Genomic DNA, 22,466 nt, shown 5'->3' on the forward strand with positions numbered 1-22,466 from the left:
TCCACGGCACAGAGCCCCGGCACCCTCAGAGGGTGCCGGGGCTCTGTCGTGCCCTGCCGCGCCGCGTCAGCGCAGTTCCTTCGGCGGGGTCCGCTCGTCGTTCACCTTCTCCGTGCGGACCAGTTCGCCCCACACGATGTAGCGGTACTTGCTGGTGTACACCGGCGTGCAGGTGGTCAGCGTGATGTAGTGGCCGGCCTTCGTCCTGCCGGACTCCTTCGGGATCTTCCCAAGGACGTCGACGTTGTACTTCGAGGTCTCGGGGAGGACGCCGTAGACCTTGTAGACGTACCACGTGTCCTTCGTCTCGAAGACGATCGGGTCGCCCTTCTCGATCTTGTGAATGCCGTGGAACTTCGCACCGTGGCCGTCCCGGTGGGCGGCGAGGGAGAAGTTGCCCTCCTTGCCGCTCGTCGGCAGGGTCGCCTTCACGGGGTCGGTGTAGTAGCCGGCGACGCCGTCGTTGAGGACCTTGTTCGACGTGCCCTTCTCGACCAGGATCTCGCCACCGCTCATCGCGGGCACGTGCAGGAACCCGATCCCGTTCTTGCTGTCGAACGAGACGGGGCCGCCGGCGCCGTCACCGCCGCCGGACTCCTGCGCCCACGAGTCACGGACCTTGTCCGCCTGCTTGTCCGCCGCGCGGTCCGCGACGACGTTCGTCCACCACAGTGAGTAGACGACGAACAGGCCGAGCAGCAGGCCCACGGTGATGAGGAGTTCGCCGAAGAAGCTGACGACCATCGCCACCGGGCCCAGCCGGCGCCGGCCCGGCGGCGGGGACGCGGGCCGATGGATGTGTCCTGTGGTGCCGTCGGTGGTCGATGCCACGTGTCCTCTGCCCTTAACTGACGAGCGCATCCGGCTTGCCCTTGCTGCGCGGCCGTTCCTCGACCATCTTTCCCCAGACGATCAAGCGGTATTTGCTGGTGAACTCCGGTGTGCACGTGGTCAGCGTGATGTAGCGGCCGGGCCCCTTGAACCCCGATCCCTTCGGCACGGGGTCCAGGACGCTCACATTGCTCGGCGGTGTCACCGGCAGCACCGACGCCATCTTGTAGACGAAGTACTCGTCCTGCGTCTCCACCACGATCGGGTCGCCCGGCTCCAGGCGGTTGATGTACCGGAACGGTTCCCCGTGCGTGTTGCGGTGGCCCGCCAGCCCGAAGTTGCCGGACTTCGCGTCCGGCATCGCCGTCTTCAGCGCGCCCTCCGCGTAATGCCCCACCATGCCCCGGTCGAGCACCTTCTTGCTGCTGATGCCCTCCGCGATCGGCACCACCACGTCCAGCTTGGGAATGTGCAGCAGCGCGAAACCCTGCCCGGGCTCGAACACCCCCGGCTTGCCCTCGCCGCTCGCCCAGTCGTTCTGGAGGTCGCTGGCCTCCTTGCCGGCCTGCGCGTGCGCCCGCACGTTCGTCCACCACAGCTGGTAGGTGACGAACAGCAGCATCAGCACACCGCAGGTGATGAACACCTCGCCGATCGCCCGGCTCGCGACGACCGCCGGACTCGCCTTGCGCGCCCGCGCCTGCCGACGCGCCTCCATCCGCGACAGCGGAGCCCGTGACAGGCTCTCAGAGACGTCGTCGGACTCCTGGACGTCCTGCGAGTCCTCCACCGCCTTGTGAGAGCCTCCACGGCGCCCGTGGCGCTTCTTGGCGGCCTTCCTGCGAGCCGCCCGGCCCCCTGGCTCCGCAGCGGAAGCGGAATCCCGGCGAGCCGTCCGCACCGGAGGCGGCTCGGGAATCCGCAGCGCCACCGTCTCCTCGTCGACCGGCGGCAGATACGCGGTGCTGTCCGAGGCGCCGCCGTAGGAGTCGGACGCCGTGGGGCCGTACCAGCCGTCCTCGTGCGCACCCGTCGCCCCGTACGGCTGCCCGCCGTACGAGGTGCCCTGTCCACCGGCGCCGTACGCGTCGGCACCGGACTCCCGCTCGGGGCGCAAGGCGGTCACGCCGAGGACCTGCCCACCACCGGGGCGAGCCCCGCCGACCTCGCCACCGCGCCCTGGTCGCCACACTCCGCCAGCCAGTTGGCCAGCATCCGGTGACCGTGCTCGGTCAGCACCGACTCGGGATGGAACTGCACTCCCTCCACCGGGAGTTCACGGTGCCTCAGTCCCATCACCATCCCGTCCGGCGTCCTGGCCGTGATCTCCAGCTCCGGCGGGACCGTGGCCGGTTCGGCGGCCAGCGAGTGATAGCGCGTCGCGGTGAACGGCGAGGGCAGGCCCGCGAAGACGCCCTTGCCCTCGTGCTCCACCGGCGACGTCTTGCCGTGCAGCAGCTCGGGCGCACGGCCCACCACACCGCCGTACGCCACCTGCATGGACTGCATGCCGAGGCAGACGCCGAACACCGGGACGCCGGTGGACGCGCAGTGCCGCACCATGTCCACGCAGACGCCGGCCTCCTCGGGAGTGCCGGGGCCCGGCGACAGCAGGACCCCGTCGAAACCGTCCTGGGCGTGCCCCGTCGACACCTCGTCGTTGCGCAGCACCTCGCACTCGGCGCCCAACTGGTACAGGTACTGGACCAGGTTGAAGACGAAGCTGTCGTAGTTGTCCACGACGAGAATGCGCGCGCTCACTGGTTGTCCACCGTCACATCGTTGAAGGGCAGCAGCGGCTCGGCCCACGGGAAGACGTACTGGAAGAGGACGTAGACCACGGCGGTGATCAGCACGAGTGAGAGGAGTGCCCGCACCCATCCGTTGCCCGGCAGATGCCGCCAGATCCAGCTGTACATGCCGTCCCTTCCGTCGTACCACGGCACCAGACCCACGCCGTACGGCAACAGACTAACGGCGTGACGCCTCCGTTTTCCCGGCCTCCACAGGCTGTGTGGGGTCCGTTCGAGCCCGGGCGCGTGCACTCATATGTACGCGGCGCAGCGCCGATTGCCTCGAAGTCCGTCGATGTTCCACGTGAAACATCGACGGAGGGCCGCCGCCGTTTACTCCACCGGCTCCGCGTAGTGCAGGTCCACCGTGCCCGTGTAGCCGGGAAGGGTGACCGCCCCGTTGTCCTCGACCTGCCAGCCGAGCCCGTAGACGTTGACGTACACCATGTAGTTCTGGATCGCGGGCGCGGCAGCGAGCGCCTTCTTCAGCTTCTCCGGGTCCCCGACCGCCGTGATCTTGTACGGCGGTGAGTACACGCGGCCCTGGAGGATCAGGGTGTTGCCCACACAGCGCACGGCGCTGGTGGAGATCAGCCGCTGGTCCATGACCTTGATGCCCTCGGCACCGCCCTCCCACATCGCGTTCACCACGGCCTGGAGATCCTGCTGGTGGATGACCAGGTAGTCGGGCTGCGGCTCGGGATATCCGGGGAGCTTGGCGGTGGCGTCCGGCGGCGCGTCGTTGAGCGTGACCGTGATCGCCTCGCCCTCGAGCTTCTGGGTGCCCGCGCGCTGCTCCAGGTCGGCGAGCTTGTCGTCCTCCGCCTTGGTGCTGCCGTCGTCGCGCTCGGCGAGGGACTCCACGTCCTGACGCAACGCGCCGTTGGACTCCTCCAGCTCGCCGTTCTTGCGGCTGCGGTCGTGGATCAGGTCGGAGAGCTTCAGCAGCGAGGCGTCCGTGCGGATGTTGGTGCCGTTGGCCGTGTCGAAGCTGGTGAAGAAGATGAGTCCCGCCAGTGCGAAGACGCCCGCGGTGAGCACCCGAACGGGCCGGACACGGCGACGGCGGGCAGGACTGGATTCCTGCCCGGGGAAGTCGGCAGAATTGCTCAACGTACCCTTATCTCCTTCGGCGCCGTGGAAGCACTACGCTAACGGACGCCCGGGGAAGCGCTCAGAGTCCCCTTGTACGCTGCTCCGAGCCCGACCCAGAACCCTGCGCGGCCACGCAGCGCATCGACAGGAGAGACCCTCGTGCCGAAGTCACGTATCCGCAAGAAGGCCGACTACACGCCGCCGCCCGCGAAGCAGACGACCGCGCTCAAGCTGACGAACCGTGCCTGGGTCGCGCCGGTGATGCTGGCCTTGTTCCTCATCGGGCTGGCATGGATCGTCGTCTTCTACGTCACCGACGGTTCGCTGCCCATCGACGCCCTGGGCAACTGGAACATCGTGGTGGGCTTCGGGTTCATCGCCGCCGGATTCGGCGTCTCGACCCAGTGGAAGTAGCGCTTGCCGCACGCTGAGCACTCCTCTGCCCAGAGCTGTCCCACAGCTCTGGGCAGGGTTGTCCTCTGAGTTATCCACAGGGCTTGTCCACATGTGGATAGAGAACCCGATCTGTGGATAACTTCACGGACGTTGACGCTGGTGTGACAGAAACACCGGCAACCGAAAATGTGTTCGCAAGCTGCCTGACCTGCGTAAACAAGGGTTGCCCCAGTCGGCCACGGGCGGCTTCGCACCCTGTGCACAAGATCCACCACCGACTGTGGACAAACCTGGTGGTCAGGTCAGCTGCGCCGTCCTCACCAGCGTGATCAGGACGACCGCGGCCAGCACCAGCGCACAGGTGCCGTACTGCACCAGCGCCCGCCGCTCCCGCGGGGCGTGCACCATGGCGTACCCGATCACGACACCGGCGACCAGGCCTCCGATATGGGCCTGCCAGGCGATGTTGCTCCAGCCGAAGGTGAAGATCAGGTTGATCACCAGCAGGGCGATGATCGGGCGCATGTCGTAGTTCAGCCGGCGCATCAGTACGGCGGTCGCGCCGAACAGACCGAAGATCGCGCCGGACGCGCCCAGCGATGCCGAGGTCCCCGCGGCCAGCAGATACGTCAGCGCGCTGCCCGCCAGTCCGGAGATCAGATAGAGCGCGAGATAGCGGGCGCGGCCGAGGGCCTGCTCCAGCGGTCCGCCGAGCCACCACAGGCTGAGCATGTTGAAGCCGATGTGCCAGATCTCCTCGTGCGTGAACATCGAGGTGACCAGGCGGTACCACTCGCCGTCGGCCACTCCCTCGGTCGGCGTGAACGGTGCCGGCGGCCAGACACCGACGAGCACGAGGTGGTCCAGCAGAGACGACCGGGCCTGAACGGCGAGGAACACCGCCACGTTGATCCCGAGCAGGATCTTGGTGACCAGCCGGGGGTCGGCGGCGACGGATCCGCCGGCGATCGTACGGGGGAGGGCTGCCGAGGGAGCGTGTCCCGTGCCCGAGCCCTTGCGGACGCACTCCGGACACTGGAACCCGACCGAGGCGTCGATCATGCACTCGGGGCAGATCGGCCGCTCGCAGCGCGTGCAACGGACACCGGTCTCACGGTCCGGGTGGCGATAGCAGCCGGGGACGCGCTGGGCGTCCTGTGGGCTGCCGGCAGCCTGGTCGTCCATGGGTACCCCTAGGTCGTGTGGAAAAGCCCCGCCCCGCCCATCCTTACGGATGAGCGGGGCGATTGGTTCCCTTCGAGGGCTTTCGCGCTCCGGGGGACGAGGTGTCAGCCCTTGCTGATCTCGCCGAACTCGACCGACTCGATCACGACGTCGTTCACCGGGCGGTCGGTGCGCGGGTTGGTCTGCGCGGCCGCGATGGCGTCGACCACCTTCTGGCTGGCGGGGTCGGCGACCTCACCGAAGATGGTGTGCTTGCGGTTCAACCAGGCCGTCGGGGCGACGGTGATAAAGAACTGCGAGCCGTTGGTGCCCGGGCCCGCGTTGGCCATCGCCAGCAGGTAGGGCTTGTCGAAGCGCAGGTCCGGGTGGAACTCGTCCTCGAACTGGTAGCCCGGGCCGCCGGTGCCGTTGCCCAGCGGGTCTCCGCCCTGGATCATGAAGCCGCTGATCACCCGGTGGAAGACCGTACCGTCATAGAGCTTGTCCGTGGACTTCGCACCGGTCTGCGGGTGGGTCCACTCCCGCTCGCCCTTGGCGAGCTCGACGAAGTTCTTGACCGTGATCGGCGCCTGGTTCGGGAAGAGCCGGACCTGGATGTCGCCGTGATTGGTCTTCAGGGTGGCGTTGAGCTGCTCAGCCACGATGTGCCTTCCGTTGTCTTTCCGTGACTCCCTGATCCTCGCACGGACGGGGCACGCAGTCGCCCGCCGTCCCCGCACAGGTGGGCAACCGTGCCGTTCCGGTTGCGGAAAACGGGCTGAGCCACCCCGCGCCGGGGGCGCATGGCGGGGATCCGTGGCATTGTCGACGGCAAACTCCCTGTTGACCCGAATTCATCCGCTCTCGCACGTGATATCGCGATCGACCGACGTCACCGGCACCCGGATGCCCGTCCGCGCATGCCGCACGACGACCCGACAGGCATGATCCGTAAAAGGGTGGAAAGTCGAAATACCGTACGCCACCGAGGAGGAGGAACCCGTGACCCGCATCGACAGCGTGCGCGCCGCGACCGGTTCGGCGAAGGACAGCGTGCTGCACGCCGCGGAAGCGGTGGCGCCCTACGCCGACACGGCCAAGGTCAGGGCCGCGCACTACGCACAGGAGGCCCGCGTACGGCTCGCGCCCGTGATGACGCAGGCGGCGGGCCAGGCCCGCGTCCAGTACGGCGCCCATGTGCAGCCGTATCTGGAACAGGCCCGGACGCATGTACCGCCGAAGGTCGACCAGGCCGCCGCACGGACACGCCAGGCCGCCCGGCAGGCGGCGGACTACTCCCGCCCGAGGATCGAACAGGCGGTGGCCGCCGCCGGTCCCGCGACGGAGGAGGCCACGGCCCGTGGCGCGGCCGCGCTGGCAGCGCTCCGTGGCCAGGTTTCCGCGCAGCAGATCCAGAAGCTGGTCCGCAAGCAGCGGCGGCGGGCGAGGGCCGGCCGTGCCGCGAAGGTGGTCCTGATCGTGAGCGCCGTGGCAGGCGGCGCCTTCGCCGCCTGGAAGTGGTGGGACAAGCAGGCCAACCCGGACTGGCTGGTGGAGCCGCCGGCCGCGACGGACGTGCCCGGGGCGACGAAGCTGACGTCGGTGGACGGCATCGACGGAACGCCTCTCGACCCGGAGGTCGAGGCCAAGGAGGCCGAGGAGGAAGCCCGGCGCGACGACCAGCCCTGACGCACGGCGCGGTAAGGCAACGGCGCGGTGGGGCAGAAGACTTGAGGGTCTTCTGCCCCACCGCGCCGTTTCACGTGAAACACGGGCACAAAAGGACCCCTCCCACCGCGTTTCCGCAGGTGGGAGGGGTCTGAATGTGGAGCCTAGGGGAGTCGAACCCCTGACATCTGCCATGCAAAGACAGCGCTCTACCAACTGAGCTAAGGCCCCGGAGGAAGACGTCCACCCGCAGAACCGGATCACGGTGGGCGCCCGGGACCAGAGTACCGGGTCCCCCCGGGGGTTCCGCAAAAAGATTGGGGGTCCCCGTGACCAACCACTCTCCGTAAGATGCTCGGACGTGGTTCGCTACAGCGAACCGCGGTTCTTGGGGAAGCGATGGGGAGACGCAATGGACGCCGCACAGCAGGAAGCCACCGCGAGAGCGCGGGAACTGCAGCGGAACTGGTACGGGGAGCCGCTGGGGGCGCTCTTCCGTAAGCTCATAGACGACCTGGGCCTCAACCAGGCTCGTCTCGCGGGGGTTCTGGGACTGTCCGCACCGATGCTGTCGCAGCTGATGAGCGGCCAGCGGGCGAAGATCGGCAATCCCGCCGTGGTGCAGCGGGTACAGCTGCTGCAGGACCTGGCGGGGCAGGTGGCGGACGGCAGTGTCAGCGCGGCCGAGGCGACCGAGCGCATGGACGAGATCAAGAAGTCACAGGGGGGCTCGGTGCTCAGCAACACCACGCAGACCACGAGCAGTTCGGGGGCGCCCACGGTCAAGCGGGTGGTCCGTGAGATCCAGTCCCTGCTGCGCTCGGTGGCCGCCGCCGGCGACATCATCGACGCCGCCGACACCCTCGCCCCCACCCACCCCGAACTGGCAGAGTTCCTCCGGGTCTACGGCGCCGGCCGTACCTCGGACGCGGTCACGCACTACCAGTCCCACCAGAACTGATCCCCCGCCCGGCGGCCGACGGGGGCCCGCTGCCGGGCGTGTGCGCGACGGACGGGGGACATCACAGGGGGAGGGCGACGCACAGCCATGGGTGAGGTCTTCGCCGGCCGGTACGAACTGGCCGATCCGATCGGGCGCGGGGGCGTCGGCGCCGTCTGGCGGGCCTGGGACCATCGCCGCCGCCGGTATGTGGCCGCCAAGGTGCTGCTGCAGAGCGACGCCCACTCCCTGCTCCGTTTCGTGCGGGAACAGGCGCTGCGGATCGACCATCCCCATGTCCTGGCGCCCACCAGCTGGGCCGCCGACGACGACAAGGTCCTGTTCACCATGGATCTGGTCGCCGGCGGTTCGCTGGTCCACCTGGTCGGCGACTACGGCCCGCTGCCGCCTTTCTTCGTCTGCACCCTGCTCGACCAGTTACTGGCGGGACTCGCCGCGGTACACGCGGAGGACGTCGTACACCGTGACATCAAGCCCGCCAACGTCCTCCTGGAGGCCACCGGCACCGGCAGGCCGCGGCTGCGGCTGTCGGACTTCGGCATCGCGATGCGGCTGGGCGAGCCCCGGCTGACCGAGACGAACCTGGTGGTGGGCACGCCGGGTTATCTCGCGCCGGAGCAGCTGATGGGCTCCGAACCCGACTTCCCCGCCGACCTGTTCGCCGTGGGCCTGGTCGCGCTGTATCTGCTGGAGGGCGCCAAACCGGACGCCAAGGCCCTCATCCAGTACTTCGCCGACCACGGGACCCCGGGCGCCCCTCAGGGCATCCCCGAGCCGCTGTGGCAGGTGGTGGCCTCCCTCCTCCAGCCGGACCCCGAAGCGCGGTTCCGTACGGCCACGGGGGCGCGGAAGGCGCTCGCGGCGGCCGCGGAGCTGCTGCCGGAGCCCGGACCGGACGACGAACTCATCGAGATCTTCGACCAACTGGGGCCGCTGCCACCGGGTTTCGCACCGGACGGTCCGCTGAAGCGGGCGTCGGGCGTGGGCCCGGCCGGGGGGCGTCCCACCTCGGAGGTCCCGCGCGCCCCGGAGTCTCCGGAAGGGCGGTACGGACCGGACGAGGAACCGGGCCTCCCGCTGCCCGGCGCCGAACCCGGCGAGGGTGTCGGGTCCGGGGCCGGGGCTGGGGAAGTCCGGGACCCGGGCGACGCGGACGTCCCCAGCGGCACGGCCACCCCCGGATCTGCCCGCCCGGGCTCTCCCACGGGCGCCGGGACGGGCGCGGGGACCGGCTATGACGCGTTCGGAGCGCACCACAGCCGGGGCACCGGCGGCGCCGTACCCTCCGATCCGCGTCTGGGCGCCGCCTCCGGTTCCTCCCCGCAACAGCCCGCCCCCTCGGACACCGGAAGCTTCCCGCTGCCGCCGCCTCGGGCCACGCCCGCCTCCTCTCCCGTCCCGGCCGCCCCCGCCGCGCCCCCGGTGCCCGAGCACACCCCACAGGCGCCGGCACAGGCCCAGTACGACGCTCAGCACCAGCCGGCCGGCGCCGCGCCGCACGTCTCCCCCCACGACCCCACTCATGCTCTGCGCTCCCCCCTCCCACGGCCCGCCGTACATTCCGACACCTCTCCTGCTGACGCCTCTACTGCTGAATACACCGCCCAAGGCTCGCGGGTTCCGCTTCCGGGCGGGGCAATGTCGCGGCACGGATCCACCACCCGCCGGACCCATCGCCGACGCGGCCGCCGACCCGGCCCTCCGGCGAAGGTGGCCGTCCCCGTCCTGCTCCTGGCGCTGGCCTGCTACGCCGTGGGGTTCTGGGCCCTCACCCGGATCTGACCCCGCTTCCCTCACCGCCCACGGCCCTACGGCACGGCCCGTCGCCGAGCCGCCAGCGTCCAGACACCGAGCCCCGCCAGCAGCGCGGTGCCGGTGCCGATGCCGCCCACCGCGAGCGCCCGGAACACGGTGCCGTCGCCGTCGGTGCCGCCCTCGGCCGCCGCCTCCCGGTCCTGCCCGGTGACCGTGAAGACGTCCGCCGGCACGGGTTCCCCGGAGTATGCGGGCCCGTCCTGGACCGTGCCGTCCACCCGTACCCGCAGCGTCAGCGGAACGGGCCCGTCGCCGAAGGTGTCCGCCACGCCCGCCGAGAGGTGCGCCACGAGGTAGTAGGAGCCGGCGAACCGCATCGCCCCGGCCTGACGGTCTGCGGCGTGCCGGTTGGCGTACTCGACCGGCCGGAGCGGCGCGGGGCTGCCCGCCTTCGCGCCGCCGTCGTAGTCGACGCCGACGTCCACGACGTGCCCGCGCACGGGGTTGTAGAGGTCGAGGTCCAGCGCGGCGGCGACATAGCCGCTTGCGGCCGTGCCGGAGGCACCGAGTTCGGCGGTGACGTGGAGCTGCTGCCCCCAGTCGACGGGCACCTTGTAGAAGAGGGTCCGGCCGGGGCGGATGTCGTCCCGCCAGACTCCCTGGCCGACGGGCGTGGCCCGGGTGAAGCCCGCGCCGCCGGGGCGGCGTTCGGGGCTCCCGGCGAGGGGCTGGGGCGGGGCGGAGTTCCACTGTGTCGGCGCGCTCGTCGCACCGGCCTTCTCCGGAGCCGGTTCCGACACGGCGGTGAGTTCCATGTCCCAGGGGTCGCGGGAGGAGCCCTCTCCGTCCGGGTCGACGCGTTCGACGCTCAGGTAGTACGTACCGGCCTCCTGACAGAGGGATCTCCTGGGGGAGATCTCCCGCATGGCCCACGCGGCGACGGGGTGCCGGCTGCCCGCGGTGCCGAAGCTCGCCGTGTCCACGTCGCAGGCGCGGCCCTCGCCGTCCCGTACGGACACCTTGACGCCGTCGACGACGGATGCGGTGCGGCCGGCCGGGGGGACGGCGGTGGCGGAGGCGTAGAGGTTCGTGGTGCCGTCGAGCTTCAGGCGGTAGTGGACCGGGCCGCGCGCCGGAAGGGTGCTCCGGTAGGTCCGGCCGGGCTCCAGCGGCACGGAGTCCGCGATGTCTCCGGCCCCGTCGATGCTCCGCGCGTCCTCGGCGAAGGCGTAGGCCGCGGCGTCGTCCGCGACGGCCTCCTGCCCCGGCAGCACACCGCCCAGCCCCAGCAACGTCGCGAGTGTCACCACGCCCGCTCGTGCGCCGTACCCCGCTCGTGCCGTACCCCGCCGTCCCCTCACGCGCCACCCCTCGTCGTCGCCCGGACGTCGCACCGCGGCCCATCCTGCCCCGCGGACCAGGGCCTGTCCGACGATTCGCGTCGTCGCCCGAAAGGGCCGCCGGGAAGTCTCCGGACACACAAAACCCCGACCGCTCGGGCGGCCGGGGTCTGTTCAGCGTCGGATATCGGTACTCACGAACCCGTGGGCACGGAGTCAGTCGCCTCCGTCCACAGATCCTGCTCGGCGCGATCCGCCTGGATCTGGCGGTACACGAGGAGCCCGCCGATGGCGGCCAGTGCGACCAGGAGAAGCTTCTTCACCGCGCGACCTCGTCTTTCTTTGACGTAGGGGACCTCTGCCGCCCGACTATACACACCGGTCGATACCGATCGGTGACCTGCATCGGCCCTTCCAACTGCCCTTCGGCACCCCGCAGTAGACGCGGAGTACGACCATCCGACCGGAGGGTGATCACATCCGCACGGACGGTCACTTTGACGGCTTCTCCGCCGTATCTGCATCTTTTCGCCGCCTATGCGTCCATCCGTGTGGTGTTCATCTGAACATCGACGCGCCACGGGCGTCGGTCCACCACTTCGCGAGCCGCATACACATCATGAGGAAAGTACGCAAATCGCCCAACCCGAAAGTGAGGGGCCATGGCCCGGAACAAGGTCATGAAGCTGTGGAACGCGGTCGTCACCGCCTTCCTCGCACTGTGCACGGCGCTCGGACTCATCACCACGACCGCCTCCGCGGCCGTACCGCAGACGGACGGGACGCGCAACAGCGACAGCACCCCGAACGTGTCGGCGCCGACGACGCCCCTCTGGTCCTGGTCACTGATCAGGGCCCTGCCCCCCACGATGAAACAGCGCATCCACGCCGAGGCCCACGGCAAGTCCCCCAGCTGCCGGCACCGCCCCCTCTCGGACACGGAACCGGACTCCGACGACTGCTCCGACGGCACGGAATCCACCCGCGCGGAGCCGGCCACCGGCCGCATCCCGCTCCAGCGCTGACTTCCCGGCGCCCCCGACCCTCTCGTGCCGTCCCTGCTCCCCGAAGTCCTGGCGAACTTGCGTACAGCACCACGGCACGAGCCGACACCAGAGGACCCCGGTCGACATCCGACCGGGGTCTTCCGCACTGCCCGCACCGGAAACCGAACACCACCCGGCACCGCACGGCCGGCACCACACCACCCGGCACCGCACGGCCGGCACCACACCACCCGGCACCGCACGGCCGGCACCACACCGCCCGGCACAGCCCCGTCACCGGGACCACGCATACGAAAGACCCCCAGTCTCTGCTGACTGGGGGTCTTCTCGCTGGTGGGGCTAACAGGATTTGAACCTGTGGCCTCATCCTTATCAGGGATGCGCTCTAACCAACTGAGCTATAGCCCCGCCGCGCTCTGCGGTGTATGTCCCGCGCGCTGACTCCTGAAGATTAGCGCACGACGGGGGCAGTCCCAAAATCGGTTGTCCCAGGGCCGTCACCGCGGGCCGGGCAAGCGGACTGAGCAGGTCACTCGTCCTCGGCGAGCGTCAGCTCGACACCGCCCACGAAACCCGCGGAGAGGTTGTAGATGAACGCGCCGAGCGTCGCGAGAGCCGTCGCCAGGACGACGTCGATGACCGCGATGACCGTGGTGAACATCAGGACGTTGGGCAGCGACAGGAACGACTGCAGATCGAAGCCGTTCGAATCGGTGGAGCCGGTCGCCTCGGAGATCGTGCCGCCGACGGAGGAGAAGACGCCCATGGCGTCCATGACCATCCACAGCACCGCCGACGCGACGATCGTGCAGATGCCCAGCGCGATGGAGAGCAGGAAGCTGACCTTCATCACCGACCACGGGTCGGCCTTCGCCACGCGCAGGCGCGCCTTGCGCACGCGCGGGGTGGTGCGTGCCCCGGTGCGGGGACGTCGTACCGCGCCGGTCTGGCCGGCCGCCGTACCGGACTGTGCCGGGTAGGCCTGCGGCGGGTGGTACGGACCCGCCTGCTGCTGCGACTGCCGTTCCCCCGGCAGCGGTGAGGCCGTCTGAGCGGCAGCGCCCTGCGCGGGCGCGGCCTGCTGCGGGCCTCGGGTGTCCGTCACGGTTCCCCCTTGGGATCCCTGTCTGTCGGACGAGGACGCGTCCGTGGCGGGCGGCTTGATCGCCTTGAGATTGGTCGTGTGCGGATCCGCCGCCCGCGTGGCGGAGCCACGGCTGCCGCCGTCCGTCCCCCTACTGGTACCGGCCGGTCCGGCGCCCGTGGCTCCGCTCACGCTGACTCACTCCTCGTGCTACTCGGACGAGGGCGCCTCACCCTCGTCCGTGCCGGCGGTCGCGGCCCCGTCGGCGGTCTCGTCCACGGCCACGTCGCCGTCGACTTCCTCCGCCTCGCGTCCAGCCTCGGCGTTACGGGCGATGCCGACCACGGCATCGCGCTTGCCCAGATTGATCAGTTGGACGCCCATGGTGTCACGGCCGGTCTCCCTGATCTCGTTGACTCGCGTACGAATCACACCGCCCGACAGCGTGATGGCGAGGATCTCGTCCGTCTCCTCGACCACCAGCGCGCCGACCAGCGAACCGCGGTCCTCCACAATCTTGGCAGCCTTGATGCCGAGGCCGCCGCGACCCTGGACGCGGTACTCGTCGACAGCGGTCCGCTTCGCGTACCCGCCGTCTGTGGCAGTGAACACGAACGTACCGGGTCGAACAACATTCATCGAGAGCAGCTCGTCCCCCTCGCGGAAACTCATGCCCTTGACGCCCGAGGTCGCGCGGCCCATGGGACGGAGTGTGTCGTCCGTCGCCGTGAACCTGATCGACTGCGCCTTCCTGCTGATCAGCAGGAGATCGTCGTCGGCCGAGACGAGTTCGGCTCCGATCAGTTCGTCGTCGGCACCGTCCCCCTGCTCACGCAGGTTGATGGCGATCACACCACCGGAGCGCGGCGAGTCGTAGTCCTTCAGCGAGGTCTTCTTCACCAGGCCCGCCTTGGTGGCCAGGACCAGGTAGGGCATCGCCTCGTAGTCGCGGATCGCGCGGATCTGGGCGATCGTCTCGTCCGGCTGGAAGGCCAGCAGGTTCGCCACGTGCTGCCCGCGCGCGTCACGGCCGGCGTCGGGAAGCTCGTACGCCTTCACCCGGTACACGCGGCCCTTGTTGGTGAAGAACAGCAGCCAGTGGTGGGTGGTGGACACGAAGAAGTGGTTGACGATGTCGTCTTCCTTGAGCTTCGTGCCGCGTACGCCCTTGCCGCCGCGCTTCTGGGCCCGGTAGTCGTCGGTCTTGGTGCGCTTGATGTAGCCGCCGCGCGTGACCGTGACGACGATGTCCTCTTCGGCGATCAGGTCCTCGATGGACATGTCGCCCTCGTAGGGGATCAGCTTCGTCTTGCGGTCGTCGCCGTACTTCTCGACGATCGCGGCCAGTTCCTCGCTGACGATGCCGCGCTGACGGACCGGGGAGGACAGGATCGCGTTGTACTCGCGGATCTTCGCCTGGAGTTCGTCGTGCTCCTGGACGATCTTCTGGCGCTCCAGAGCGGCCAGCCGGCGCAGCTGCATCTCCAGGATGGCGTTGGCCTGGATCTCGTCGATCTCCAGGAGGCCCATCAGGCCCCCGCGCGCGATCTCGACGGTGTCACTGCGCCGGATGAGCGCGATGACCTCGTCGATGGCGTCCAGGGCCTTCAGCAGGCCGCGCAGGATGTGCGCCCGCTCCTCGGCCTTGCGCAGCCGGAAGCGCGTACGGCGAACGATGACCTCGATCTGGTGCGTCACCCAGTGGCGGATGAACGCGTCCAGGGAGAGCGTGCGCGGCACGCCGTCGACCAGGGCCAGCATGTTGGCGCCGAAGTTGGACTGCAGGTCGGTGTGCTTGTACAGGTTGTTCAGGACGACCTTGGCGACCGCGTCCCGCTTCAGCACGATGACCAGGCGCTGGCCCGTGCGGGACGAGGTCTCGTCGCGCACGTCGGCGATACCGCCGATCTTGCCGTCCTTCACCAGGTCGGCGATCTTCTGCGCGAGGTTGTCGGGGTTGGTCTGGTACGGCAGCTCCGTGACCACCAGGCACTGGCGGTTCTGGATCTCCTCGACCTCGACGACCGCGCGCATGGTGATGGAGCCGCGGCCCGTGCGGTACGCCTCCTCGATGCCCTTGCGGCCGACCACGAGGGCGCCGGTCGGGAAGTCGGGGCCCTTGATGCGCTCGATCAGCGCGTCCAGGAGCTCCTCGTGGGACGCCTCGGGGTTCTCCAGGTACCACTGGGCGCCGGCCGCGACCTCGCGCAGGTTGTGCGGCGGGATGTTGGTCGCCATGCCGACCGCGATACCGGCCGAGCCGTTGATCAGCAGGTTCGGGAAGCGGGCCGGAAGGACGGTCGGCTCCTGGGAGCGGCCGTCGTAGTTGTCCGTGAAGTCGACGGTCTCCTCGTCGATGTCACGGACCATCTCCATCGACAGCGGCGCCATCTTGCACTCGGTGTAGCGCATGGCCGCCGCCGGGTCGTTGCCCGGGGAGCCGAAGTTGCCGTTGGAGTCGACGAGCGGCATCCGCATCGACCAGGGCTGGGCGAGGCGGACCAAGGCGTCGTAGATGGAGCTGTCGCCGTGCGGGTGGTAGTTGCCCATGACGTCGCCGACCACGCGCGCGCACTTGTAGAAGCCGCGCTCCGGGCGGTAGCCGCCGTCGTACATGGCGTAGAGCACGCGCCGGTGGACGGGCTTGAGGCCGTCACGGACGTCGGGCAGCGCACGCGAGACGATGACGGACATCGCGTAGTCGAGGTACGAACGCTGCATCTCCGTCTCGAGCCCGACGGGCTCGACACGCATCGTCAGGGCGTCGCCCTCGGGCGTCACAGGAGTGTTCTCGTCGGTCATTGCTGGTGAAGGTCCTTCCTGGTGCGGTCAGCTGAGACCGACTCAGATGTCGAGGAAGCGGACGTCCTTGGCGTTGCGCTGGATGAACGCGCGGCGGGCCTCGACGTCCTCGCCCATCAGCACCGAGAACAGGTCGTCGGCCTGCGCGGCGTCGTCGAGCGTGACCTGGCCGAGCACACGGTGCTCCTGGTCCATGGTCGTGATGCGCAGCTCCTCGGCGTTCATCTCGCCGAGGCCCTTGAAGCGCTGTACGGAGTCCTCACGGATGCGCTTGCCCGCGTTGCGGCCCATCTCGATCAGCGCGTCGCGCTCGCGGTCGGAGTACGCGTACTCGAAGTCGTCCCGGCCCCACTTGATCTTGTACAGCGGCGGGCGGGACAGGTACACGTGCCCGGACTCCACCAGCGGCCGCATGAAGCGGAACAGGAAGGTCAGCAGCAGGGTGTTGATGTGCTGGCCGTCGACGTCGGCGTCCGCCATCAGAATGATCTTGTGATAGCGGAGCCTCTCGATGTCGAAGTCCTCGTGCACGCCCGTGCCGAACGCGGAGATCATCGCCTGGATCTCCTGGTTCTGCAGGATCCGGTCGATGCGCGCCTTCTCGACGTTGAGGATCTTGCCGCGGATCGGGAGGATCGCCTGGTACTGCGGGTTGCGGCCGGACTTGGCCGAACCGCCGGCGGAGTCGCCCTCGACGATGAAGATCTCGCACTTGGTCGGATCGTTCGACTGGCAGTCGGACAGCTTGCCCGGCAGCGACGCCGACTCCAGCAGCCCCTTGCGGCGGGTGAGGTCACGGGCCTTGCGGGCCGCCACTCGCGCGGTGGCCGCCTGGATGCCCTTGCGGATGATGTCCGCGGCCTCGTTCGGGTTGCGGTCGAGCCAGTCGGTGAGGTGCTCGTAGACGACCTTCTGGACGAAGGTCTTCACCTCGGTGTTGCCCAGCTTCGTCTTCGTCTGGCCCTCGAACTGGGGCTCGCCCAGCTTCACGGAGATGATCGCGGTCAGACCCTCGCGGATGTCGTCACCCGTGAGGTTGTCGTCCTTCTCCCGCAGCAGCTTCTTGTCCCGCGCGTACTTGTTGATCAGCGAGGTGAGCGCCGCGCGGAAGCCCTCCTCGTGCGTACCGCCCTCGTGCGTGTGGATGATGTTGGCGAACGAGTACACACCCTCGGTGTAGCCGCCGTTCCACTGCATCGCGACCTCGAGGGACAGGCTCTTGTCCTTGTCCTCGGCCTCGAGGTCGATCACGGTGGGGTGCACCAGCTCTCCCTTGCGGGAGTTGAGGTACTTCACGAAGTCGACGATGCCGCCCTCGTAGTGGTACGAGACGGTCTTGACCTCGTTCTTCTCGTCCTCGCCCGCCTCGTCCGCGCCGGCGGTGGCCTTCGCCGACTCGCGCTCGTCGGTGAGGTTGATCTTCAGGCCCTTGTTGAGGAAGGCCATCTCCTGGAAGCGCCGGGACAGCGTCTCGAAGGAGTAGTCCGTGGTCTCGAAGATGTCGCCGTCGGCCCAGAAGGTGACCGCCGTGCCGGTCTCCTCGGTGGCCTCGTGCCGCGCGAGCGGCGCCGTGGGGACGCCCAGCTTGTACTCCTGCGTCCAGCGGTGGCCGTCGGTCCTGACCTCCACCGCGACCCTGGTGGACAGGGCGTTGACGACGGAGACGCCCACGCCGTGCAGACCACCGGAGACCGCGTAGCCGCCGCCGCCGAACTTGCCGCCCGCGTGCAGCACGGTCAGCACGACCTCGAGGGCCGGCTTCCCCTCGGAGGGGACGATGCCCACCGGGATGCCTCGGCCGTTGTCCACGACCCGGACGCCGCCGTCGGCGAGGATCGTGACGTCGATGGTGTCCGCGTGTCCGGCCAGCGCCTCGTCGACGGAGTTGTCCACGACCTCCTGCACCAGGTGGTGCAGACCGCGTTCACCGGTCGAGCCGATGTACATACCGGGTCGCTTGCGGACCGCGTCCAGACCCTCGAGGACGGTGATGGCACTGGCGTCGTACGAGGCGGAACCCTCGCCGTGCGAGGTGCTCACCGCGTCGTTCACGCCGGTGTCGGTGGACGGATTGTTCTCGTTGGGGTTGCCGGAATCGGCCACGAAGCGCCCTTTCTGGCACAGCACGAGCCGGGCTCGTCGGCAGGTTGCCGGAGCGGCTGCGGCATGTTGCGTTGGTAAGCCTTGATCAGCGTTGCTCAGCTAGTCCCGGAAGGTCCCCACGTTCGGGGCGGGATTGTCTTCCAGTCTACCGGTAGCACTGACATCGATGGGGGTTTGCCGGTACCTGGGTTCGCATGTGCCGCCCTCAACCGGCCTCGTCCGACTCCCGATATAGGGAAGGGGGCTCCAAGAGCCCCACGAGGGCACTCAGCGCTTCCGGCCGTCAACCCTTGGCTACTTAGGAGTCAGGTGGCGATTCGCAACCGTGTGCGGCCTTGCGACGAAACGGGCACCGGCGGCACGACAGCGCCGGTGAGAACCCCTGATGTGATGTCCATCACGTATGACTGACGGGCCCGGAACGGCCGCCGGATCACCCGTACGTGTCCCCCGGACCCGTGCTTCCGGGAGCGCGCAGAGGCCCGAACCGACGGGCGGGACCACCGGGACCGACGACCTTGATCAGCCGCACGGTGCCGTGCCCCAGATCCTCGTTCAGACGCGCGACCAGGGTCGGCGCGAGCAGCCGCAGATTCGTCGCCCACGCGGTGGAGTCACAGCGCACGACCAGCACCCGCTCGTCCTCGTCGTACCGCTCCGGCTCGCAGTGCTTGGCCACGTCCTCGCCGACGATCTCCGGCCAGCGCCCCATCACCCCGCCCACCGCGGCGGGCGCCTCCCAGCCGCGCTCGGCGAGCAGCCGGTTGATCGCGGGGCCGAGCGCCATCGGATCGCGCCGGTCGGCACGCGCGCCCGAACGCAGCCCGCCGCGCCGGGCCTGCTTCCGCTGCTGTGCCACGTCCCCACGCGCGCGCGCAGCCTCCTTCGCCGCGCGCAACGCCACGCGCGCGAGGTCGACACCGGACGGCTCGGGGGCATTGCCGGCACCCGTTCCGGGCGTGGACTGGTCGCTCATACGCGTTCCACCGTCCCCTCGGCCACGGCGAACCGGGTACCCGCCAGCACATGGGGTACGTCGTCGTCGACGGCCGCGGTCACCAGCACCTGCTCGCCGGGCGCCACCAGCTCCGCCAGCCGCTCCCGGCGCCGCGTGTCCAGTTCGGCGAACACGTCGTCGAGCACCAGCACCGGCTCATTGCCCTCCGCGCGCAGCAGGTCGTACGAGGCGAGACGCAGCGCCAGCGCGTACGACCAGGACTCACCGTGCGAGGCGTAGCCCTTGGCCGGCAACTGGCCCAGTTTCAGCAGCAGATCGTCACGGTGCGGGCCGACCAGGGTGACGCCCCGTTCGATCTCCTGCTTGCGCGCCTCCGTGAGGGCGCCCATCAGCTGCTCGTACAGATCCTCACGCGTGTGTGCCTCGCCGGGGGCGGACGGCCGGTACTCCAGGGCGACCGGTCCGCCGCCCGGTGCCAGCTGTTCGTACGCCTTGTCGGCCAGCGGCTGGAGCGCGCCGATCAGATCCAGCCGCCGCGCCAGCAGCTCGGCGCCCGCCTGCGCGAGGTGCTGGTCCCATACGTCCAGGGTCGACAGATCCAGGGTGCGGCCGCCGTGCCGGCGGGCCAGCGCGGCCGACTTCAGCAGCGTGTTGCGCTGCTTGAGCACCCGGTCGTAGTCGGAGCGCACACCCGCCATGCGCGGGGAGCGCGCGGTGATCAGCTCGTCCAGGAACCGGCGCCGCTCGCCGGGATCGCCCTTGATCAGGGCGAGGTCCTCGGGCGCGAACAGCACCGTACGGACGATCCCCAGCACGTCCCGGGGCCTGACCTGCGAGGACCTGTTGATACGGGCGCGGTTGGCACGGCCCGGGTTCAGCTCAAGCTCGATCAGCTGCTGCCGCTCACCCTGCCGGACCTGGGCGCGGATGATCGCCCGGTCGGCTCCCATGCGGACCAGCGGGGCGTCGGAGGAGACCCGGTGGCTGCCCAGGGTGGCGAGGTAGCCGACGGCCTCGACCAGGTTCGTCTTGCCCTGCCCGTTGGGGCCGACGAAGGCCGTCACCCCGGGGTCGAGCGGGACCTCGACCCCGGGGTAGGACCGGAAATCGGCCAGCGACAGATGCGTGACGTGCATGGTCGTTCCGCCGACCTCCCCGGCGTCGCGGACCGCGGAAGCGGTCCTGGATACGTTCCTGTGGATACGGGACGTGCCCTGTGGATTACTTCTTCTCGACCGCGTGGCCGCCGAACTGGTTGCGCAGCGCCGCGATCATCTTCATCTGCGGCGAGTCCTCCTGACGGGAGGCGAACCGCGCGAACAGCGAGGCGGTGATCGCCGGCAGCGGGACCGCGTTGTCGATGGCGGCCTCCACAGTCCAGCGTCCCTCACCGGAGTCCTGTGCATAACCCCGGAGCCCGTCCAGGTGCTGGTCCTCGTCGAGCGCGTTGACCGCGAGGTCGAGCAGCCAGGACCGGATGACGGTGCCCTCCTGCCAGGAGCGGAACACCTCGCGGACGTTGTCGACGGAGTCGACCTTCTCCAGGAGCTCCCAGCCCTCGGCGTAGGCCTGCATCATGGCGTACTCGATGCCGTTGTGGACCATCTTCGCGAAGTGGCCCGCGCCGACCTTGCCCGCGTGCACCGCGCCGAGGTCGCCCTGCGGCTTGAGGGCGTCGAAGACCGGCTGCACCTTGGCGACGTTCTCCTCGTCGCCGCCGTACATCAGCGCGTAGCCGTTCTCCAGGCCCCAGACGCCGCCGGAGACGCCGCAGTCGACGAAGCCGATGCCCTTGGCCGCCAGCTCCTCCGCGTGCCTCTCGTCGTCCGTCCAGCGGGAGTTGCCGCCGTCCACGACGACGTCACCCGGCTCGAGCAGCTCCGCGAGCTCGTCGATCGTGGACTGGGTCGGCTCGCCGGCCGGAACCATCACCCACACCACACGGGGGCCGCTGAGCTTGCCCACAAGCTCCCGCAGGCTGTGGACATCGGCGAGGTCCGGGTTGCGGTCGAATCCGAGGACGGTGTGACCCGCGCGGCGAATCCGCTCGCGCATGTTGCCGCCCATCTTGCCGAGGCCGACGAGACCGAGCTCCATCAGTTGTGATCCTTAGGTATGCGACGTGACGGCACGTACGTGCCGGCGTCCGAGCCTAAACCCGGACGCTCGCGCACATCTGTGGGCATACGCGCTCATACGCTGCCCTCACCTGCGGCTTTGCCCGGTACGACGCTCAGCCGCCGCCGCATCGTCATACCGCGGTCCTGCGAGGGAGGCCCCCACAGGACCGGCGGCGGTACGTCAGCCGCTGAGCCGCACCGGCATGATCAGGTACTTGTAGGCGTCGTCCGCCTCCGCGTCCACCGCCGGGCGGCCGCTGAGGAGGGCCGGCTTGGTCGACGTGGTGAAGGACAGCTGGGCGACCGGGGAGTCGATGGCGCTCAGGCCGTCCAGCAGGAACGTCGGGTTGAAGGCGATCGAGATGTCGTCGCCCTCCAGCTGGGCGTCGACCCTTTCCACAGCCTGTGCGTCGTCGCTGGAACCGGCCTCCAGGATGAGCACACCCTGCTCGAAGCTCAGCCGCACCGGGGTGTTGCGCTCGGCGACCAGGGCGACGCGCTTGACGGCCTCCACGAAGGGCGCGGTCTCGATCACGGCGACGCTGTTGAACTCGGTCGGGAACAGCGTGCGGTACTTCGGGAGGTCGCCCTCCAGCAGCCGCGTGGTGGTACGGCGACCGGCGCCCTCGAAACCGATCAGGCCCTCACCCGCGCCCGAACCGGACAGCGCCAGGATCACCTGGTCACCACTGGTCAGCGCCTTGGCGGTGTCCTGGAGCGTCTTGGCGGGCACCAGGGCGACCGCGGAGACCTCCGGGTTCTCCGGCTTCCACAGGAACTCGCGGACCGCGAAGCGGTAGCGGTCGGTGGAGGCCAGCGTGACGGTGTCGCCCTCGATCTCGATGCGCACACCGGTGAGGACGGGCAGCGTGTCGTCACGGCCGGCCGCGATGGCGACCTGCTGCACGGCGGAGGCGAAGACCTCGCCGGGGACCGTGCCCGTCGCGTTCGGCATCTGCGGCAGGGCCGGGTACTCCTCCACAGGCAGTGTGTGGAGTGTGAACCGCGAGGAGCCGCACACCACCGTCGCCCGTACACCGTCCGTGGAGATCTCCACCGGCCGGTTGGGGAGGGCCCGGGAGATGTCGGCCAGCAGGCGGCCGGAGACGAGGACGGTGCCCTCCTCCTCGACCTCCGCCTCCACCGACACCCGCGCGGAGACCTCGTAGTCGAAGCTGGACAGGCTCAGCTGGCCGTTCTCGGCCTTCAGGAGCAGGCCGGCGAGGACAGGGGCCGGCGGACGGGCCGGAAGGCTGCGAGCCGCCCAGGCCACTGCCTCCGCGAGTACGTCGCGTTCCACCCGGATCTTCACTGTTGCCGCCTCCTGCTGTTGCCGGCGCTTCTCGCCCTGCCTGGCTTCGTCGTCTGACTCGGTGTCGTCGGCCCTGT

21 protein-coding genes and 2 tRNA genes are annotated in these 22,466 nt (G+C 69.4%); 5 read left to right on the top strand and 18 right to left on the bottom strand.

Features of this window, described 5'->3' with window-relative positions:
• Nucleotides 1-66: 66 nt before the first annotated feature.
• From IF28_RS0106645 to IF28_RS0106665, 5 genes are all read right to left on the bottom strand, one after another.
• Entirely contained in the window at nucleotides 67-831 is a 765-nt protein-coding gene (locus IF28_RS0106645; protein ID WP_030215361.1) for a class E sortase, read from the bottom strand.
• Nucleotides 832-844: 13 nt separating this feature from the next.
• Nucleotides 845-1,957 carry a class E sortase gene (locus IF28_RS0106650; RefSeq protein ID WP_030215365.1) on the bottom strand — a complete coding sequence of 371 codons (1,113 nt, stop codon included), beginning with the start codon at nucleotides 1,955-1,957 and terminating at the stop codon, nucleotides 845-847.
• The gene (locus IF28_RS0106655; RefSeq protein WP_030215369.1) at nucleotides 1,954-2,592 is read right to left on the bottom strand and encodes an aminodeoxychorismate/anthranilate synthase component II; all 639 of its coding nucleotides are present in this window, start codon (nucleotides 2,590-2,592) and stop codon (nucleotides 1,954-1,956) included. The genes IF28_RS0106650 and IF28_RS0106655 overlap by 4 nt, the downstream gene beginning before the upstream one ends.
• Nucleotides 2,589-2,750 (bottom strand): hypothetical protein, encoded by a 162-nt coding sequence (locus IF28_RS0106660; protein WP_040906698.1) that lies wholly within the window; start codon nucleotides 2,748-2,750, stop codon nucleotides 2,589-2,591. The genes IF28_RS0106655 and IF28_RS0106660 overlap by 4 nt, the downstream gene beginning before the upstream one ends.
• Nucleotides 2,751-2,957: 207 nt before the next feature.
• On the bottom strand, nucleotides 2,958-3,737 hold the full coding sequence (locus IF28_RS0106665; protein ID WP_030215374.1) for a DUF881 domain-containing protein: 780 nt from the start codon (nucleotides 3,735-3,737) through the stop codon (nucleotides 2,958-2,960).
• A gap of 141 nt (nucleotides 3,738-3,878) precedes the next feature.
• Between IF28_RS0106665 and crgA the strand changes: the two genes are divergently transcribed.
• Nucleotides 3,879-4,133 (top strand): cell division protein CrgA, encoded by a 255-nt coding sequence (gene crgA, locus IF28_RS0106670; protein ID WP_030215376.1) that lies wholly within the window; start codon nucleotides 3,879-3,881, stop codon nucleotides 4,131-4,133.
• Between the two features lie 279 nt (nucleotides 4,134-4,412).
• Here crgA and IF28_RS0106675 read toward each other — a convergent pair whose 3' ends face one another.
• Entirely contained in the window at nucleotides 4,413-5,300 is an 888-nt protein-coding gene (locus tag IF28_RS0106675) for a rhomboid family intramembrane serine protease (protein WP_030215378.1), read from the bottom strand.
• A 104-nt stretch (nucleotides 5,301-5,404) separates the two neighbouring features.
• A complete protein-coding gene (locus tag IF28_RS0106680) occupies nucleotides 5,405-5,941 on the bottom strand; it encodes a peptidylprolyl isomerase (RefSeq protein ID WP_030215381.1) in 537 nt (178 codons plus the stop codon).
• A gap of 340 nt (nucleotides 5,942-6,281) precedes the next feature.
• Here IF28_RS0106680 and IF28_RS0106685 point away from each other — a divergent pair, with 340 nt between their 5' ends.
• Nucleotides 6,282-6,968, top strand: a complete 687-nt coding sequence (locus IF28_RS0106685; RefSeq protein ID WP_030215384.1) for a DUF5324 family protein — start codon at nucleotides 6,282-6,284, stop codon at nucleotides 6,966-6,968.
• A gap of 137 nt (nucleotides 6,969-7,105) precedes the next feature.
• On the opposite strand, the gene IF28_RS0106690 is transcribed toward IF28_RS0106685, so the two are convergent.
• Nucleotides 7,106-7,178 (bottom strand) — tRNA-Ala (locus IF28_RS0106690).
• 181 nt (nucleotides 7,179-7,359) lie between these two features.
• On the opposite strand from IF28_RS0106690, the gene IF28_RS0106695 reads away from it, so the two are divergent.
• A complete protein-coding gene (locus tag IF28_RS0106695; RefSeq protein ID WP_030215388.1) occupies nucleotides 7,360-7,908 on the top strand; it encodes a helix-turn-helix domain-containing protein in 549 nt (182 codons plus the stop codon).
• Nucleotides 7,909-7,995: 87 nt separating this feature from the next.
• Entirely contained in the window at nucleotides 7,996-9,690 is a 1,695-nt protein-coding gene (locus IF28_RS0106700) for a protein kinase domain-containing protein (protein WP_030215391.1), read from the top strand.
• A 26-nt stretch (nucleotides 9,691-9,716) separates the two neighbouring features.
• Here IF28_RS0106700 and IF28_RS0106705 read toward each other — a convergent pair whose 3' ends face one another.
• Both IF28_RS0106705 and IF28_RS37555 read right to left on the bottom strand, forming a co-directional pair.
• A complete protein-coding gene (locus tag IF28_RS0106705; protein ID WP_234324995.1) occupies nucleotides 9,717-10,970 on the bottom strand; it encodes a hypothetical protein in 1,254 nt (417 codons plus the stop codon).
• A 227-nt stretch (nucleotides 10,971-11,197) separates the two neighbouring features.
• Nucleotides 11,198-11,326, bottom strand: a complete 129-nt coding sequence (locus tag IF28_RS37555) for a DLW-39 family protein (RefSeq protein WP_003999697.1) — start codon at nucleotides 11,324-11,326, stop codon at nucleotides 11,198-11,200.
• A 339-nt stretch (nucleotides 11,327-11,665) separates the two neighbouring features.
• Between IF28_RS37555 and IF28_RS0106715 the strand changes: the two genes are divergently transcribed.
• Nucleotides 11,666-12,028: a DUF6344 domain-containing protein gene (locus IF28_RS0106715; RefSeq protein ID WP_030215393.1), complete on the top strand. Its 363-nt coding sequence runs from the start codon at nucleotides 11,666-11,668 to the stop codon at nucleotides 12,026-12,028.
• Nucleotides 12,029-12,341: 313 nt separating this feature from the next.
• On the opposite strand, the gene IF28_RS0106720 is transcribed toward IF28_RS0106715, so the two are convergent.
• The 8 genes from IF28_RS0106720 to dnaN form a co-directional block, all read right to left on the bottom strand.
• A tRNA-Ile gene (locus IF28_RS0106720) sits at nucleotides 12,342-12,418 on the bottom strand.
• A gap of 121 nt (nucleotides 12,419-12,539) precedes the next feature.
• On the bottom strand, nucleotides 12,540-13,286 hold the full coding sequence (locus tag IF28_RS0106725) for a DUF3566 domain-containing protein (RefSeq protein WP_030215394.1): 747 nt from the start codon (nucleotides 13,284-13,286) through the stop codon (nucleotides 12,540-12,542).
• A gap of 18 nt (nucleotides 13,287-13,304) precedes the next feature.
• Complete coding sequence (gyrA, locus tag IF28_RS0106730; RefSeq protein ID WP_030215395.1) at nucleotides 13,305-15,896, bottom strand: DNA gyrase subunit A; 2,592 nt, start codon at nucleotides 15,894-15,896, stop codon at nucleotides 13,305-13,307.
• 42 nt (nucleotides 15,897-15,938) lie between these two features.
• Nucleotides 15,939-17,999, bottom strand: coding sequence for a DNA topoisomerase (ATP-hydrolyzing) subunit B (gyrB, locus tag IF28_RS0106735; RefSeq protein WP_199808960.1), 2,061 nt, complete (start codon nucleotides 17,997-17,999; stop codon nucleotides 15,939-15,941).
• A 433-nt stretch (nucleotides 18,000-18,432) separates the two neighbouring features.
• On the bottom strand, nucleotides 18,433-18,975 hold the full coding sequence (locus IF28_RS0106740) for a DUF721 domain-containing protein (protein ID WP_030215399.1): 543 nt from the start codon (nucleotides 18,973-18,975) through the stop codon (nucleotides 18,433-18,435).
• Nucleotides 18,972-20,093: a DNA replication/repair protein RecF gene (recF, locus tag IF28_RS0106745; protein WP_030215401.1), complete on the bottom strand. Its 1,122-nt coding sequence runs from the start codon at nucleotides 20,091-20,093 to the stop codon at nucleotides 18,972-18,974. The genes IF28_RS0106740 and recF overlap by 4 nt, the downstream gene beginning before the upstream one ends.
• An 85-nt stretch (nucleotides 20,094-20,178) precedes the next feature.
• Nucleotides 20,179-21,054 (bottom strand): phosphogluconate dehydrogenase (NAD(+)-dependent, decarboxylating), encoded by an 876-nt coding sequence (gnd, locus tag IF28_RS0106750; RefSeq protein ID WP_030215402.1) that lies wholly within the window; start codon nucleotides 21,052-21,054, stop codon nucleotides 20,179-20,181.
• Nucleotides 21,055-21,258: 204 nt separating this feature from the next.
• Nucleotides 21,259-22,389, bottom strand: a complete 1,131-nt coding sequence (gene dnaN / locus IF28_RS0106755) for a DNA polymerase III subunit beta (protein WP_030215404.1) — start codon at nucleotides 22,387-22,389, stop codon at nucleotides 21,259-21,261.
• Nucleotides 22,390-22,466 lie beyond the last annotated feature (77 nt).

The organism is Streptomyces sp. NRRL WC-3626 (genome assembly GCF_000718785.1).
GTDB classification, from domain to species: domain Bacteria; phylum Actinomycetota; class Actinomycetes; order Streptomycetales; family Streptomycetaceae; genus Streptomyces; species Streptomyces edwardsiae.